This is a genomic window from Aeromonas veronii (assembly GCF_040215105.1).
Taxonomy (GTDB): Bacteria; Pseudomonadota; Gammaproteobacteria; order Enterobacterales; family Aeromonadaceae; genus Aeromonas; species Aeromonas veronii_G.
Genome location: NZ_CP157875.1, coordinates 1,963,783 through 1,979,471 on the forward strand (window position 1 = coordinate 1,963,783; position 15,689 = coordinate 1,979,471).

12 protein-coding genes are annotated in these 15,689 nt (G+C 62.5%); 6 read left to right on the forward strand and 6 right to left on the reverse strand.

The window, feature by feature from the left end:
- Positions 1–29: 29 nt before the first annotated feature.
- Entirely contained in the window at positions 30–1,409 is a 1,380-nt protein-coding gene (hutW, locus tag ABNP46_RS09050; RefSeq protein WP_349922060.1) for a heme anaerobic degradation radical SAM methyltransferase ChuW/HutW, read from the forward strand.
- Between the two features lie 63 nt (positions 1,410–1,472).
- On the opposite strand, the gene xseA is transcribed toward hutW, so the two are convergent.
- The 5 genes from xseA to ABNP46_RS09075 all read right to left on the reverse strand — a co-directional run bounded on the left by xseA (position 1,473) and on the right by ABNP46_RS09075 (position 6,160).
- A complete protein-coding gene (xseA, locus tag ABNP46_RS09055) occupies positions 1,473–2,837 on the reverse strand; it encodes an exodeoxyribonuclease VII large subunit (protein WP_349922061.1) in 1,365 nt (454 codons plus the stop codon).
- Between the two features lie 167 nt (positions 2,838–3,004).
- A complete protein-coding gene (locus ABNP46_RS09060) occupies positions 3,005–3,919 on the reverse strand; it encodes a DMT family transporter (RefSeq protein ID WP_349922062.1) in 915 nt (304 codons plus the stop codon).
- 284 nt (positions 3,920–4,203) lie between these two features.
- Positions 4,204–4,626, reverse strand: coding sequence for an ExbD/TolR family protein (locus tag ABNP46_RS09065; RefSeq protein WP_349922063.1), 423 nt, complete (start codon positions 4,624–4,626; stop codon positions 4,204–4,206).
- Complete coding sequence (locus ABNP46_RS09070) at positions 4,626–5,396, reverse strand: MotA/TolQ/ExbB proton channel family protein (RefSeq protein WP_349922064.1); 771 nt, start codon at positions 5,394–5,396, stop codon at positions 4,626–4,628. Before ABNP46_RS09070 ends, ABNP46_RS09065 begins: the two co-directional genes overlap by 1 nt.
- 2 nt (positions 5,397–5,398) lie before the next feature.
- Complete coding sequence (locus ABNP46_RS09075; RefSeq protein WP_349922065.1) at positions 5,399–6,160, reverse strand: energy transducer TonB; 762 nt, start codon at positions 6,158–6,160, stop codon at positions 5,399–5,401.
- Between the two features lie 453 nt (positions 6,161–6,613).
- Between ABNP46_RS09075 and ABNP46_RS09080 the strand changes: the two genes are divergently transcribed.
- Positions 6,614–9,823: an alpha-amylase family glycosyl hydrolase gene (locus ABNP46_RS09080; RefSeq protein ID WP_349922066.1), complete on the forward strand. Its 3,210-nt coding sequence runs from the start codon at positions 6,614–6,616 to the stop codon at positions 9,821–9,823.
- A gap of 143 nt (positions 9,824–9,966) precedes the next feature.
- Here ABNP46_RS09080 and ABNP46_RS09085 read toward each other — a convergent pair whose 3' ends face one another.
- On the reverse strand, positions 9,967–10,272 hold the full coding sequence (locus tag ABNP46_RS09085) for a hypothetical protein (protein ID WP_349922067.1): 306 nt from the start codon (positions 10,270–10,272) through the stop codon (positions 9,967–9,969).
- Between the two features lie 477 nt (positions 10,273–10,749).
- Here ABNP46_RS09085 and ABNP46_RS09090 point away from each other — a divergent pair, with 477 nt between their 5' ends.
- The 4 genes from ABNP46_RS09090 (at position 10,750) to ABNP46_RS09105 (ending at position 15,429) form a co-directional block, all read left to right on the forward strand.
- Positions 10,750–11,382: a YitT family protein gene (locus tag ABNP46_RS09090; RefSeq protein ID WP_349922068.1), complete on the forward strand. Its 633-nt coding sequence runs from the start codon at positions 10,750–10,752 to the stop codon at positions 11,380–11,382.
- A 274-nt stretch (positions 11,383–11,656) separates the two neighbouring features.
- The gene (gene guaB / locus ABNP46_RS09095; protein ID WP_349922069.1) at positions 11,657–13,120 is read left to right on the forward strand and encodes an IMP dehydrogenase; all 1,464 of its coding nucleotides are present in this window, start codon (positions 11,657–11,659) and stop codon (positions 13,118–13,120) included.
- An 83-nt stretch (positions 13,121–13,203) separates the two neighbouring features.
- A complete protein-coding gene (gene guaA / locus ABNP46_RS09100; protein WP_349922070.1) occupies positions 13,204–14,781 on the forward strand; it encodes a glutamine-hydrolyzing GMP synthase in 1,578 nt (525 codons plus the stop codon).
- A gap of 375 nt (positions 14,782–15,156) precedes the next feature.
- On the forward strand, positions 15,157–15,429 hold the full coding sequence (locus ABNP46_RS09105; RefSeq protein WP_349922071.1) for a hypothetical protein: 273 nt from the start codon (positions 15,157–15,159) through the stop codon (positions 15,427–15,429).
- The last annotated feature ends 260 nt before the right edge of the window (positions 15,430–15,689 follow it).

Here is a 15,689-nt window from a genome sequence, read left to right on the forward strand (position 1 = left end):
GCATTATTTGCAGATGGTAACGGTCCCTGATGACAGTACAACTCACTCCCACCATGACCGGGGTCTCCAGCCCGGATCCCCTCAAGTTTGCCTTCACCGCCAAGACGTCGGCCCACGCCAGCCGGGGAGGCGTGCGTCCCTTGCCCCTTGATGACGCGGGCTGGCAGGCCTGGTGGCAGCAGCCGAGCCAGGCGGATGAGCGGGCGCTCTACATCCATATTCCGTTTTGTCGCAAGCGCTGCAGTTTCTGCAACTTCTTCGAAAATGGCGCCAATCCGGCGCGCATGAGCCGCTATATGGCCGCCCTGTGTGAAAGTTTGCAGCGGGCCGCCGATTCCCCCCTCGGTCAGAGTCTGCCATTTTCCGCCGTCTATGTGGGGGGCGGCACCCCCACCGACATGGAGGCGGTGGATTTGGCGCGCCTCGCCGCCGTGATCCGCCGTTTTCCCCTGACGCCGGATGCGGAGCTGACGCTGGAGGGGCGCCTCAACGGCTTCGATGACGAGAAGTGGCAGACGGCCCTCGAAGGGGGTTTCAACCGCTTCTCGTTCGGGGTGCAGAGCTTCGATACCGCCGTGCGCCAGCAGGCGGCCCGTTTCGACGACAGGGAGACGCTACTGACTCGGCTGGCCGAGCTGACCCGGGACGATGCCGCCGTCATCGTCGCGGATCTCATCTTCGGTCTGCCGGGCCAGGATGATGCAATCTGGCGTCAGGACATCGCGGACGTGATGGCGAGCGGGGTGCACGGGGTGGATCTCTATCAGCTCATCGCCATGGCGGGCACCAATCTGGAGCGGGCGGAGCAGAAGGGCAAGCTCGGCTGGTCGGCAGACGGCCAGCAGCGCGCGGCCATGTATGCCTATGGGGCCCACACGCTGGAGCAGGGGGGCTGGGATCGGCTCTCCGGCAGCCATTGGCGCCGGGGCGATGCTGAGCAGAGCCGCTACAACCAGATGGCGAAGCGCGGGGCCGAGATCCTCCCCTTCGGCGCCGGTGCCGGGGGCAATGTGCACGGCCATGGTTTGATGTATGGCCGGGATCTGGCCCTCTGGCACGAGGCCCTGAGTGCGAATGCGCGCGCCCCCGGCATGGTGATGAGCGTCAATCCCAATGCCCGTATCGACGGCCTGCTGCGCGGGGCGCTCGACACCGGCTGGCTGGCGCTGGAACGGATCCCTGCGCCATTGCGTGCCCATCTGGCCCCCTTGTTCGAAGCCTGGCAGCAGCACGGACTGGCGACACTGTCGAGGGAACGTCTGGATCTGACCCTGGCCGGGCGCTTCTGGAACGTCAATCTGCAGGCCGGGCTGTTCGAGTTCTTGCAGCTCAATCCCCTGGGTGGTGAGCCTGTGCCGGCGGCGAGATCTGGCCATCCGGGCGCCGCAGTTCGTCATTCCATGGTGTGAGTTTGGCAGCATAAAAAATGGCCCACCATACGGTGGGCCATTTTTATTTTTCTGTAGCGCAGTTTACTGGTCGTTAATGCTGTCCACTCGCACCTCGAGGCTCCCCTGTGCCAGGGTGGTGAGGAGTGTCTGACCCGGACTCACCTGACTGGCGCGACTGATCACCTCGCCGCTCTGGGTGCGGGTGATGGAGTAGCCGCGACCCAGGGTGGCCAGCGGGCTGACCCCGTCGAGGCGGGCGCTCAGCATGGCGAGGCGGTGTTCGGCCTGGCTCTGGCGGCGGTTCATCAGGGTCAGGAGGCGCTCCTCGGCGAGCTGATGACGGCGCTTGCCGGCGGCCAGCCGTTTCTCGGGGCTGCTGGCCTGCAGGCGCAGCTCGAGGTTCGCCAGGCGCCGCTCCCCTCGATGCAGGCGGCTTGCCAGCAACTGCTGCAAGCGGTTGGCAAGCTCGTCCAGATGCTGGGACTGCTGCTCCAGCCGGCGTTTGGGATCCTGGTGATCCAGCCGTTTTTGCAGCAGGGCAAACTGGTGGCTGGCGGCGGTCTGGCGTCGCGCCATGGCCTGGGTGATGCGCTGGTGCAGGTGGGCGAGACGCTGGGCACGGGCGCTTCTGTCCGGCGCCACCAGCTCGGCGGCGGCGGAGGGGGTAGGGGCGCGCAAGTCGGCGGCAAAGTCGCTGATGGTCACATCCACCTCGTGACCCACGGCGCTCACCACCGGGATGGCGGAGCGACTGATGGCACGGGCCACTGCCTCTTCGTTGAAGCACCAGAGATCTTCCAGCGACCCGCCGCCGCGACCGACGATCAGCACGTCCACCTCGGCGCGGCGGTTGGCCAGCATGATGGCCGCCACTATCTGGCTGGTGGCGGCGCTGCCCTGCACCTGGGTCGGGTAGATGAAGACCGGCAGATCCGGGGCCCGGCGCCTGAGCACCGTCAGCATGTCGTGCAGGGCGGCGCCGGTGGCGGAGGTGACCAGGCCCACGGCGCGGGGTTCACGGGGCAGGGGACGCTTGCGCCCCTCGTCGAACAGCCCCTCGGCGCCGAGCCGACGCTTGAGCTCCTCGAAGCGCAGGGCCAGCATGCCATCCCCGGCGGGCTGCATGGACTCGATGATGAGCTGATAGTCGCCGCGGGGCTCGTAGAGGGAGACCCGTGCCTGCACCAGTACCTGCATGCCATCCTGCGGGCGGAACGGCACCCGGCGGTTGTTGCCCTTGAACATGGCGCAGCGCACCTGGGCGGACATGTCCTTCAAGGAGAAGTACCAGTGGCCGGAGCTGGGCATCGCCAGGTTGGAGAGTTCCCCCGTCAGCCACACCAGCCCCAGATCCTGCTCCAGGATCATGCGCACGGCGCTGTTGAGGCGGGTGACGGTGAAGATCTGTTGCGCCCGGTTCTGGCTGTTGTCGTTGAGGTGATTCAAGGCTGGTCCTGCTGCTGGGTCCGCCGGGGCGGGGAGAAGACGATGGGGCCTATCTTACCCCAGTTCGCGGCGTGAGCCGAGTCCGGGGAAGGCGAGGCGGCGCAATCTGATGGCCGAAACAGATACCGGGCCCTGGGGCCCGGTATTTCAAGGGTTCAGTTACGGGATCAGCGCTCGGGCTGTGGGCTGATGGGTTTGACGGCGCGGGCCGGGCTCACCACCAGCCAGACCGCGAGACAGACAACGACGCCACCGATGACGAAGCCACCGGTCAGGGTCTCACCGAGCACCAGATAGCCCCACAGGATGCCAAACGGGGGAATGAGGAAGGTGACGGTGAGGGAGCGCAGGGGGCCGATGTCGGCGATGAGGCGAAAATAGAGCAGGTAGGCGAGGGCGGTACAGATGAAACCGACCGCCAGCACGCTGGCCCACACCTCGGGCAGGGCCCAGTTGACCACGGGCCCCGTGGCCTGGACATAGCCGAAGAAGGGCAGCAGGAACAGGCAGGCGCCGAGCTGGCTGCCAAAGGCCACCAGCTTGGCATCCAGCCCTCCGCGCTCGCTGATCCAGCGGCGGGTCAGGAAGCCGGCGCAACCGTAACAGGCGGTGGCGAGGAGGCAGGCCAGCACCCCGGTGACGAGGTTGCCGGTCAGGCTCAGCTCCCCGGTGGTGGTGATGAGGGTGATCCCGACGAGGCCGAGCAGCACGCCGGCCCATTTGCGCAGGGTCAGCTGCTCGTTGAAGAAGGAGAAGCCGATGAGGGCCCCCATCAGGGGCGTGGTGGCGTTGAGGATCGCGGAATACCCCGCCGGCAGCCAGAGCGCCGCGATGGCGTACATCAGGAAGGGGATGCCGGAGTTGATGATGCCAAGCACCATGGACGACTTGAGTTTGCCGTGAAACTGCATGGGGGTTCGCAGCAGCGCCAACATGGCGGCGAGGCCGATGAGGGCGAAGAAGACCCGCAAAAAGGTGGTATTGACCGAGCCAAAGGCGGGGGCCGCGATGCGCATGAACAGAAAGCTGGCGCCCCAGATGGCGGCCAGGGCCAGCAGTCTTCCATAATCCGATGTTCTCATATTCTCTTCCTTGAAATGCCGGGCTTGCGTCCACTGACTGGCCTGCAGACTCCGCATCATGCAGCCTTGCCCGGCTGCTGACAACCGGTTGAAGGGGAGGCACACCAGCAAGGCACCACCTGGGTGATGCCTTGTCGCATGGGGTGTGTCGATTTAGCTCAATCCGTGCCTGGGTCTATCACTCGTTTTCCGGCTGACTCACGAAGGCTATCTTGTGCAGACCCTGCTGGGATGCCTGGGCCATCACCTTGGCCGATGATCATGCCGTATTCGACTTGGCATCCCTATTCGCTTTGCGGCTGACTCACGAAGGCTATCTTGTGCAGACCCTGTTGGGAGGCCTGGGCCATCACCTTGGCGATGATGCCGTACTTGACCCCCTTGTCGATGCGCAGCTGGATCTCGGGGGCCTCGGGTTTGGCCGCGCTGGCCTGTTCCATCTTGCCGAGCAGCGCCGCCTCATCGACCTCCTGATCGTTCCAGTACAGCTTGCCAGCCCCGTCGATGGAGAGCACCACATCCTCCTGTTTGGGTTGGTTGACCTGACTGCTGGCTTCGGGCAACTCGAGTTTGACCGCATTGGTGAGCAGGGGGGCCGTGATCATGAAGACGATCAGCAGCACCAGCATGACGTCGATCATGGGGATCATGTTGATCTCGGAGAGCGGCTGCTCATCCGGATCGCCGGGCAGTTTGCCAAAGGCCATTACAGCTGCCCCTTCTTGATGTTCTCGCTCTTGGCATTCTCGATACCAGGCAGTTGGGTCACGTTGGAGGCGCTCTTCTCAAACCCGGTTACCAGCAGGGCGAACAGGTCGTAGGCAAACTCGTCTAGGGCGGCGAGCTTGAGGCGATTGCGGCGCACGAAGACGTTATAGATGAGCACGGCGGGCAGGGCGACGGCGAGGCCGAAGCCGGTCATGATGAGGGCCTCACCTACGGGGCCTGCCACCTTGTCCAGGCTGCTCTGGCCGGCGGCACCGATGGCCAGCAGGGCGTGATAGATACCCCAGACGGTGCCAAACAGCCCGATGAAGGGGGCCGCCGAGCCGACGGACGCGAGGAAGGCCAGCCCCTGCTCGAGGCGGATGCGCTCCATGGTGATGGCCTGGCGCAGGGCGCGCAGCAGGAAGTCATCGGGGGCGCCCAGTTTGAGGGAGACGGCTCGCTCCTGCGCCCGGTCAATCTGGGCCACGGCTGCGAGGGCCGCGTGGGTAATTCTGCCATAGGCCTCGTCGGGGGGCGTGTGGGCGAGCTGGCGTTCCACCTCCTGCACGCTCTCATGCTGCCAGAACCGGGTGATGAAACGCGCGTTCAGCCGCTGTTCGCGCACCCCGAGCCAGAGCTTGAGCAGGGCGTAGTAGCAGGTGGCCAGCGACATCAACACCAGCAGGATCAGGGGGATGAGGCCGACCCCGGTGTTTTGGCTGAGCAGATGGGCGATGCCCATGGTGTTGGTTTGGACTTCCGGATTCATGGTTAACTTCCTAGCTTGAAAATGATGGTGACCCTGGCCCAGTCCGCGACGGCGACATTGTTCTGCCTGGCTGGAATGAAGCGCCAGCGGTTGACGGTGCGTCTGGCGATCATGTCAAGGCGCCGATAACCGCTGCTGCGCTCCACCTCGACCGACTCCGCCGTGCCCTCCCTGGTGACGCGTACCTTCAGCACGACCTGGCCCTCTTCCCCGCGCCTGCGGGACTCCTGGGGGTAGAGGGGCTCGGGGTTTTTCAACCTGGCATCCCGGGCGATGGGGGCGCTGCTGCCCCCGCCAGTGCCCGTCGGTTGGCTCTTGGCCGGTGTACTGCTGCTGTTGGCACTCTGGTTATTGGATGCGGCCGTGGTCGGCGTGGCAGGCGCAACGGGGGCCACCACGGTGACAGGTTTGACCACAGGAACGGGTCTGGGCTTGGGCGGCGCCTTGGGCACGGGTTTGGGCGCTGGCCGCTTGACGACCGGCTTGACCACCTTCTGCTGCACCGGCGCCGATTTTTTGACAACCGGGGGCGGTGCGGGGGCGGCGGCCGCCTTGGCCGGAGCATCATCTTTGTTCGACTCCCCCGCCCAGCGGGCAGAGAGGGTGAGGGGTTCGGGCGGCTGGATGGGGGCGGCGTGACTGCCCTGCATCAATGCGAAAAGGGCGAGGTGCAGGAGCAGAGCCAGGGTCAGGCAGGCGAGCTGGGCAGGGCCAAGGGTCATCTTGTCGCGGCCCAGGGTAGGCCTCATCGTGCAGGTGCTCATCGACCCGCGTCCTTCCGGCATGTCATCTTGGTACTCGAATGTCTATGAAATGGCCGTCAATACCGGCCCTTGGTGCCCAGCATGCGCCAGCCGACAGCCCTCAAACAAGAAAGATTATCAATCGCGTTTTAATCATCCGGGCAGATCCACGGCGATGTGGGTGCCATCGTGCCGACCTGCCGTGCATCTTCTCGATGAGGAGCAATCCCTCCCGCCAAGCTCTCATCCATAGCACGCGGAGCCCATCGCAACCTGCTTAGAAATGAAAGCGCTATCAATCACATACAGCAGATATCGGGGGCGATATTGGTCACAAATTGCACGTAACGGGTCATTGGGCGGCCAGTTTGAGCCCTAGACTGGCTGGGCCCATCTGAAGGCGGGACAGTAGCGGATGGGGGAACGCCGACACACAGGCGTCACACACAAAACAATGAAAATAAAGGACTATCAATGGCTAGATGGATAATCGCGGCCGGATTGTTGGGAACCCTCATGGTGCCGCCAGGAGCGGCGGCCGCGGAGTGGTTCTTCCGTGGTACCGCGAATGGATGGGCGGCGACCGCCATGGTCTCCACCGACGGCGTCAACTTCGATACCTGCCAATTCTTCCAGAGCGGAGACGCCAGCGGCGGCCCGCGCTTCAAGATAGACAGATACGGCAACTGGCAGCAGAGCTACCCGGCGGCCGACAAGCTGGTCAATGCCAATACCCACTATCAAATTCGCATCAACGCCGGTACCCAGGCCATCACCGCCACGGCGGTGGAGAGCTGTGAGCCGGGAGGCTTTGCCAAGATCTGGCCGCAGTTGCAGGTACGCGGCACCTTCAACGGCTGGGCCAGCCAGCCCCTGACCCTGGTGGCGGATCACCTGTGGCAGGTGGATGCCTATATGGATGGTAAGGCGAGCCAACGCCTCAAGTTCGATCTGGCGGGCGACTGGGTGAGCAACTACGGGGACAGCAACGCCGACGGAGTACTGGAGCCGGGCGGTGGCGACATCTTCTGGGGCGGCACCGGTAATGTCCGCTTCCAGGTCAACGATCAGACCCTGGCCTACAGCATCACTTCCCTTGGGGATGACAACCAGCCGCCGCTCGCGGTGATCACCCCGGGCGGCACGGTCAATGTGGCGCAGGGAGCGGCGCTCACCTTGAGCGGCAGCGACTCCACGGACGCGGACGGCCAGATAGCGGGTTACCTCTGGAGCAGCGGCGAGACCACGGAGAGCATCGTCGTCAACACCAGCCAGGTGGGCACCTTCACCTACGGCCTGACGGTGACCGACGATCAGGGGGCAACCGGGAGCAGCAGTGCCAGCGTGGTGGTGGCGGCGCCCCAGAGCGGTGACAAATGGTACTTCCGCGGTACCCCCAACAACTGGGGCCTGACCGCCATGACCAGCCAGGATGGGGTCAATTTCTGTACCGAGCAGGCCTTTGGCAACAGCGATCCCCGCTTCAAGGTGGATCACAAGGGGGACTGGACGGAAGCCTACCCGGCCCAGGACTACAAGGTGACCGCCAACACCAGCTACCGCATCTGCTTCGATGCCACGAGCAAGGCGCTGAATGTGGCGCCGCTGGTGGGTGCCGACACCCAGGCACCGACGGTGAGCGCGAGCCCGGCCCCCGGCAACTACACCCAGGCGCAGTCCATCACCCTCACCGTGAGCGATGACCAGGATGCCGCCCCCAAGCTCTATTTCACCCTGGATGGCAGCACCCCGAGCACCGGCTCCCCCCTCTACAGCGGTCAGGGGATCAGCGCCAGCGACAAGGGCAGCGGCGCCGATCTGGTGATCAAGACCCTGAGCGTTGATGCTGCCGGCAATCGCCGTGAGCAGAGTTTCAGCTACTACATCGGCGATCAGGCAGTGGCCAGCGGCGATTTTCGGGGGGAGAGCATCTACTTCCTGCTGACCGCCCGCTTCTATGACGGGGATGCCGGCAACAACTACTACAACCGGGACCGTTACAAGGCGGGGGATCCTCACTGGCGTGGCGACTTCAAGGGCCTCATCGAGAAGCTCGACTACATCAAGGATCTCGGCTTCACCGCCATCTGGGTGACACCGCCGGTGGAGAACCGCTCCGGCCTCGATTATCACGGCTACCATGCCTACGACTTCTATCGGGTCGACCCCCGGCTGGAGTCGCCGGGGGCGGGCTACCGTGAGTTTATCCAGGCGGCCCACGCCAAGGGGATCAAGGTGATACAGGATGTGGTGATCAACCACTCCAGCCAGTACGGCCTGCGGGGCAAGACCTGGATAGATCACTTGCCCATCAAATACTATGTGCCGGCTGGCTCCAAGCAGGGGCTGATCAACAACGGCCCCTATCAGGGCAACCTCGGGGATTACGCCAGCGCAAACCGCTGTGACGATGACAACCCGGCGGCGCCGGACTGGTACAAGGCCCGCTGTCAGTCTGACCCGGAAGGTCTGGTCCCCCTGGTGGATCCCAAGACCGGCAGCACGGTGCCAAGCGCCGGTTACAACCCCAACCGCTTCTTCGGCATCGACGCCCAGGGGCTGGATCCCGCCTGGTATCACCTGGATGGCTTCATGTCCGGCGGTGACTGGGAAAATCCGCTCTCTTTGCAGCGCAAGCACATGGCGGGGGATTGCATCGACTTGGCCACCGGCAACCAGAACGTCAAGGATTACATCAACGGCGCCATCCACCAGTACCTCGATATGGGGGTCGATGCCATCCGTATCGATACCCTCAAGCACATCGAGCGGGACGAGCTGCTGACCTATGTCCACGACTGGCAGGCCCACAAGCCCGGGCTCTTCGTATTCGGGGAGAACCTGGTGAAGGGCACCGGCTGGGGATCTGAGATCGCCAACGACAACGCCTCCGCGGTGATCCGCCCCTGGTGGTACACCCGCACCACCAGCGATCCGGCCAATCCGCGCGCCGGTGGGGACTCGGGCCTGTCGGTGCTCGACTTCTCCCTGTTCTCCACCTTCCGTGACAACGTCACCAAGGGGAGTTTTGGCGGAGTCGGCGGCATCTTCGGCATGGACTGGGTCTACGGGGATGCCACCAAGCTCATTACCTTCTTCCAGAACCACGACGTGGGGCCGGATAACGACTTCAAGTACCGCTACGGCGGGGAGGAGGGCAACGCGGCCATGACCTACAACCTGCTGTGGACGGCGCGGGGCATCCCGACCCTCTACTACGGGGAGGAGGTGATGTTCCAGGCCGGCAAGCCGCAAGACATCGACGGCGCCACCATGACGGTGGATCAGACCGGTCGCGCCTATTACGGCGACGTGCTGGACAACCCGGCGACCGCCTCCCATCCGCTCTACCAGCACATCAAGCGTCTGAACCAGATCCGCAAGGCGGTGCCCGCCCTGCAAAAGGCGCCCATGAGCCAGGTGAACGAGTGGGGCAGCGGCATGAGTTTCGTGCGCGATCTCAGCGCCGAGGGCAGCTACGCGGCGGTCGGCCTTGCCGCCAACTCGGCCCAGCAGATAAGCCTGAGCGGCATCAAGAACGGCAGCTACACGGACGCCGTGACCGGTACCACGGTCAGCGTCAGCAATGGCAGCCTGAGCTTTGCGGTGCCCGCCTATTCGGCGCGCGTCTGGGTGCTGAACGGCCCGGGCAAGGTCGGGGGGGATGGCAAGTATCTGAAATGATCGCCTGCGATGGCCCGGCCACCGGGCCATCGCGTGACTGACAAATCCCAAGTCGGCCCGAGGGCCGACTTTTTATCCCCCCATGATCTTCACCAACGATGATGCGCGGCAATGTTCACTGTTCACTGTTCACTGTTCACTGTTCACTGCTGACTGCTGACTGCTGACTGCTGACTGCTGACTGCTGACTGCTGACTGCTGACTGCTGACTGCTGACTGCTGACTGCTGACTGCTGACTGCTGACTGCTGACTGCTGACTGCTGGTAGTGGGTACGCCCGTTGTTTGGGCCGTCGGCGCTCCAGGTACGTTGCCAAGCCCTGTTCCCGATTTCCTCGGCGCAACTGCCTGGCCCTGATCCCGACGGCCTTCCTGATGGCCATCCATCCAGGGAAGGGAGAGATGGATACGCAGCCAATACCAGGCCATCTTGATCTTGCCGTCCAACATTCGCACCAAGTTGGTGCTATTGCATCATTGTGGTGCGCCTCGTTCGATATTGGTCCTGCCGTTTTCGTGCAAGTTCGGGAGCCGGGATGAGGCACTGATCTATCCCCAGCCCTGTTGCCACCGGCCTCTTGCCCGTTTCGTCGCCGAGTCGTGGCGACGTTTCACGCATTGCCATCCCGGGACAGCGCAAACATGCTGACTCCGTGAAGCCTGGCGTTTTCATACAGGTGCAATCGACTGTTAATTGAATAAATAACAGATATTAAATTCAAAAATTCAATATTTAATGGTCGCTTGTGTTGGTTGGCGCCGTTTTTGCTGCGATGAATGGACGCGTCACACCCTGAGTAATCCGGATGCCGCTTCTCGCCGGAGGGTCATGGCCTCTGTCGCCGTGATGTGCTGACGGGACAGGGGCTCGGCAAGCCGCTCTCGGGTCGAGCCACCCGGGTTTTCAGGATCAAGAAAAGGAGTCATATGGAAGGTGAAATGGCCATCTCATCCCCGGCAACCCAGGGGCTGGCCCACAGCCTCAAGGACGATGTTTACGGCATGGTGCTCGGCGTCATGTTCATCGCCGTGGGGCTCAATCTGCTCAAGTGCTCTGGCATGATCACCGGTGGCATCGCGGGTATCGCGCTGCTGCTCTCCCACGTCAGTACCTTGCCCATCGGTGTGCTGTTCTTCCTGGCCAACCTGCCGTTCCTGGTGTTCAGCTACTTCACCATGGGCCGGGCTTTCATGCTCAAGACCCTGGTGGTCAATGTGGCACTCTCGGCGGCGACCCAAGGGGTGCCCTTGCTGCTGACGGTGAGCTATGTGCATCCCCTGTTCTCCGCCCTGGTCGGGGGCACCTTCCTCGGCATGGGAGTATTGTCTCTCGCCCGCCATAACGCCTCGGTCGGGGGCGTCGGCGTGGTCACGCTCTGGCTGCAGCGGCGCGCCGGCATCAATGCAGGCAAGAGCCAGATGCTGCTGGATGTGCTGGTGTTCGTCCTCTCCTTGCTCACCCTGCCGCTGACTCTGTTGCTCTGGTCCACCCTGAGCGCGCTCGCCATGAACGCCATGCTGATGAACTGGCACAAGCCTGGTCGCTATCAGGGCAGCTGAGGCTGCCCTCGGCTTCCCAGAGGGCAGAGGAGTTGTTAAAAAAGACGCAGGCGAGGGGTTGGTGGCAGAAATTGTCCCAACGGCAAAAAAGATCATCTTGTTCCACAAAACGACATGGTTACGGCTGAATTTATTGGTTTTTTGCCCAGTTCAGGGCGTTAAAACGGGCTACGCCATAAAAAATTCAAAAAACTTCTTTACCATCGACCAATGCATGAGTAAAATTTGTCGGCAATATTTTACACCCCCACTTCCACAACGGTGAGATATTGCCATGCTCAGGATTGCCAAAGAAGCGCTGACCTTCGACGATGTATTGTTGGTACCAGCCCACTCCACTGTTCTTCCTAATACCGCCGACCTGCGCACCAAGCTCACGTCTGGTATCTCCCTGAATATCCCGATGATTTCCGCTGCCATGGACACAGTGACCGAAGCCCGTCTGGCTATCGCACTGGCCCAGGAAGGCGGTATCGGCTTCATTCACAAGAACATGTCCATCGAGCAACAGGCCTTCGAAGTGCGCAAGGTCAAGAAGTACGAGAGCGGCGTCGTCTCCGACCCCGTCACCGTGCGTCCCGACATGACCATCGCCCAGATCAAGGAGCTGAGCCTCAAGAATGGCTTCGCCGGCTACCCCGTCGTCACCGACGGTAACCAGCTGGTCGGCATCATCACTGGCCGTGATGTGCGCTTCGTGATCGATCTCTCCCAGACCGTCGAACAAATCATGACCCAGAAGGATCGTCTGGTCACCGTGCGTGAAGGTGCGCCTCGTGAAGAGGTGGTCGCCCTGATGCAAAAGCACCGTATCGAGAAGGTGCTGGTGGTCAACGCCGACTTCAAATTGAAGGGCATGATCACCGTCAAGGACTTCCAGAAAGCCGAGCGCAAGCCCAACGCCTGTAAGGACGACAAGGGTCGTCTGCGGGTCGGTGCCGCCGTCGGTGCCGGTGCCGGCAACGAGGAGCGCGTCGCCGCCCTGGTCGAGGCCGGGGTGGACGTGCTGCTGATTGACTCCTCCCACGGCCACTCCCAGGGCGTGCTGGATCGCATCAAGGCGACCCGCGAAGCCTATCCGGATCTGCAGATCATCGGTGGCAACGTGGCTACCGGTGCTGGCGCCCTGGCGCTGGTGGAAGCGGGCGTCAACGCCGTCAAGGTCGGTATCGGCCCGGGCTCCATCTGTACTACCCGCATCGTGACCGGTGTCGGCGTACCCCAGATCACCGCCATCTCTGACGCGGTCGATGCCCTGGAAGGCACCGGCATCCCGGTCATCGCCGATGGCGGCATCCGCTTCTCCGGCGACTTGGCCAAGGCCATCGCCGCTGGCGCCAGCTGCGTCATGGTCGGCTCCATGTTCGCCGGTACCGAAGAGGCGCCGGGTGAAATCGAGCTCTACCAGGGCCGCTCCTTCAAGTCCTACCGTGGCATGGGCTCCCTCGGTGCCATGTCCAAGGGTTCCAGCGATCGCTACTTCCAGACCGACAACGCCGCCGACAAGCTGGTGCCGGAAGGGATCGAAGGGCGCGTGCCCTACAAGGGCCGCCTCAAAGAAATCATCCACCAGCAGATGGGCGGCCTGCGCTCCTCCATGGGGCTGACCGGCAGCGCCACCATAGACGACATGCGCACCAAGGCCGAGTTCGTGCGCATCTCGGGCGCCGGGATGAAAGAGTCCCATGTCCACGACGTGACCATTACCAAAGAAGCCCCCAACTACCGGATGGGCTGATAAAACGGGGCTGCGGCCCCGTTTCTCCACCCCTTTTTTATCCCGTGCTTTTTGTGACAACATCAGCCTGATGCAGGAATAAAATGACTAAAGATATTCACCAGCACCGTATCCTTATCCTCGACTTCGGTTCCCAGTACACCCAGCTGATCGCCCGCCGCGTGCGTGAAATCGGCGTCTACTGCGAGCTCTGGGCCTGGGATGTGACCGAAGCGCAGATCCGTGAATTCAATCCGAGCGGCATCATCCTCTCCGGTGGCCCGGAATCCGTGACCGAGGCAGGCAGCCCCCGCGCGCCCGAGTACGTGTTCAACGCCGGCGTGCCGGTGTTCGGTATCTGCTACGGCATGCAGACCATGGCCGAGCAGCTCGGCGGCAAGGTGCAATCCTCCACCGAACGTGAATTTGGTTATGCCCAGGTCGAAGTACTGGGTCAGAGCGCCCTGCTGCGCAACATCGAAGACGCCATCGCCCCGAACGGCCACGCCCTGCTGGACGTCTGGATGAGCCACGGCGACAAGGTCACCACCATCCCGGCCGGTTTCACCACCATCGCCCAGACCGCCACCTGCCCCCACGCCGCCATGGCCTGTGAAGAGAAGCGTTTCTACGGCGTGCAGTTCCACCCGGAAGTGACCCACACCCGTCAGGGCGCCCGTCTGCTGGAACACTTCGTGAAAGACATCTGTGGTTGCGAGTGCCTGTGGACTCCGGCCACCATCATCGATGACGCCGTCGCCCGCATTCGCGAGCAGGTGGGTGAAGATGAGGTGATCCTGGGCCTCTCCGGCGGGGTGGACTCCTCCGTGGTCGCCATGCTGGTGCACCGCGCCATCGGTGATCGCCTGACCTGCGTGTTCGTGGACAACGGTCTGCTGCGCCTGAACGAAGGCCAGCAGGTGATGGACATGTTCGGTGATCACTTTGGTCTGAACATCGTCAAGGTCGACGCCGAGGAGCGCTTCCTGTCAGCTCTCGCGGGTATCGACGAGCCGGAAGCCAAGCGCAAGACCATCGGTCGCGTCTTCGTGGAAGTGTTCGATGACGAGTCCAAGAAGCTCAAGAACGCCAAGTGGCTGGCTCAGGGCACCATCTACCCGGATGTCATCGAATCTGCCGCCAGCGCCACCGGCAAGGCCCACGTCATCAAGTCTCACCACAACGTCGGCGGCCTGCCGGAAGAGATGAAGATGGGTCTGGTCGAGCCCCTGCGCGAGCTGTTCAAGGACGAGGTGCGCCGCGTCGGCCTGGAGCTGGGTCTGCCTTACGACATGCTCTACCGTCACCCGTTCCCGGGCCCGGGTCTGGGCGTACGCGTGCTGGGCGAGGTGAAGAAAGAGTACTGCGATCTGCTGCGCAAGGCCGATGCCATCTTCATCGAAGAACTGCGCAAGGCCGATCTCTACAACCAGGTCAGCCAGGCGTTCGCCGTGTTCCTGCCGGTGCGCTCCGTCGGCGTCATGGGCGATGGTCGCAAGTACGACTGGGTCATTGCGCTGCGCGCCGTCGAGACCATCGACTTCATGACCGCCCACTGGGCTCACCTGCCATACGACTTCCTCGGCCACGTGTCGAATCGCATCATCAACGAGATCAACGGCATCTCCCGCGTGGTGTACGACGTCTCCGGCAAGCCGCCTGCAACCATCGAGTGGGAATAAGCGGTTAACGCTTTCCTTACCGATAACGCAAAACTGTAAAAAAGACGCCCTTGAGGCGTCTTTTCTTTTTCCAATCGTTTGCGCCTCACTTTTCTGTTCGTTAGCCGTTTTCTCGCCTTCTTGTCTCTGTGATCTATGACAAGGGGGATCATGGATCACGCGCTAGGCTCTGCCATGCCAATTGAGACCTGCTCTGTAAGGCACCGGTCGTGGCAGAAGGGGAGGGTGGCGACAGCAAAGCCTCCATGTACGCTGTCGGCACCGGACATACCACTCTCTGGTATGGCCCCGGTGGAGTCCTGGTACCACTTGAATCAACGGGGCGGAACCCGAACAGCCAAACGAGTAGGGACAAGAGATCACGGAGGGTTAGTTATGTCAGAACAAGCAGTGTTGTTGGGCGGATGGACTGCCTACCACAAGTTGAGCACCAAGGATCAGGCCGTATTCAATCAAGCGCTGGCAGGATTTGTCGGGGTGCAGTACACACCCTTTGAGGCCTCGACCCAGGTCGTCGCCGGCACCAACTACCGCTTCAAATGCAAGAGCACGGTACCGTTGCCCAACCCCATCCACGGGGAAGCCGTAGTGCAGATCTTCCAATCTCTGGAAGGCACTGCCCAGATAACCTCCATCACCCCGATCTGATCCGTAGTGGGACAAGCCGGGGAAGGAGAAAAGCTACCGACCGGTTGATCCCAAACCTCATCAATAAGAAAGACGCTCTAGGGCGTCTTTTCTTTTTCCAATCGTTCGTGAGTAAAATTTGCTCTTTGGTGGGGGCCTGAGGTCGTTTCGTCAGCAGCGTAGTCGTGGGGTTATTATTCGCTCGATAAATCCTTATCGGGCATTGCGAATGTGGTGACATATTGCTCGCCTGCCAGGGGAGGGCTGATGCAGTTGAGTCA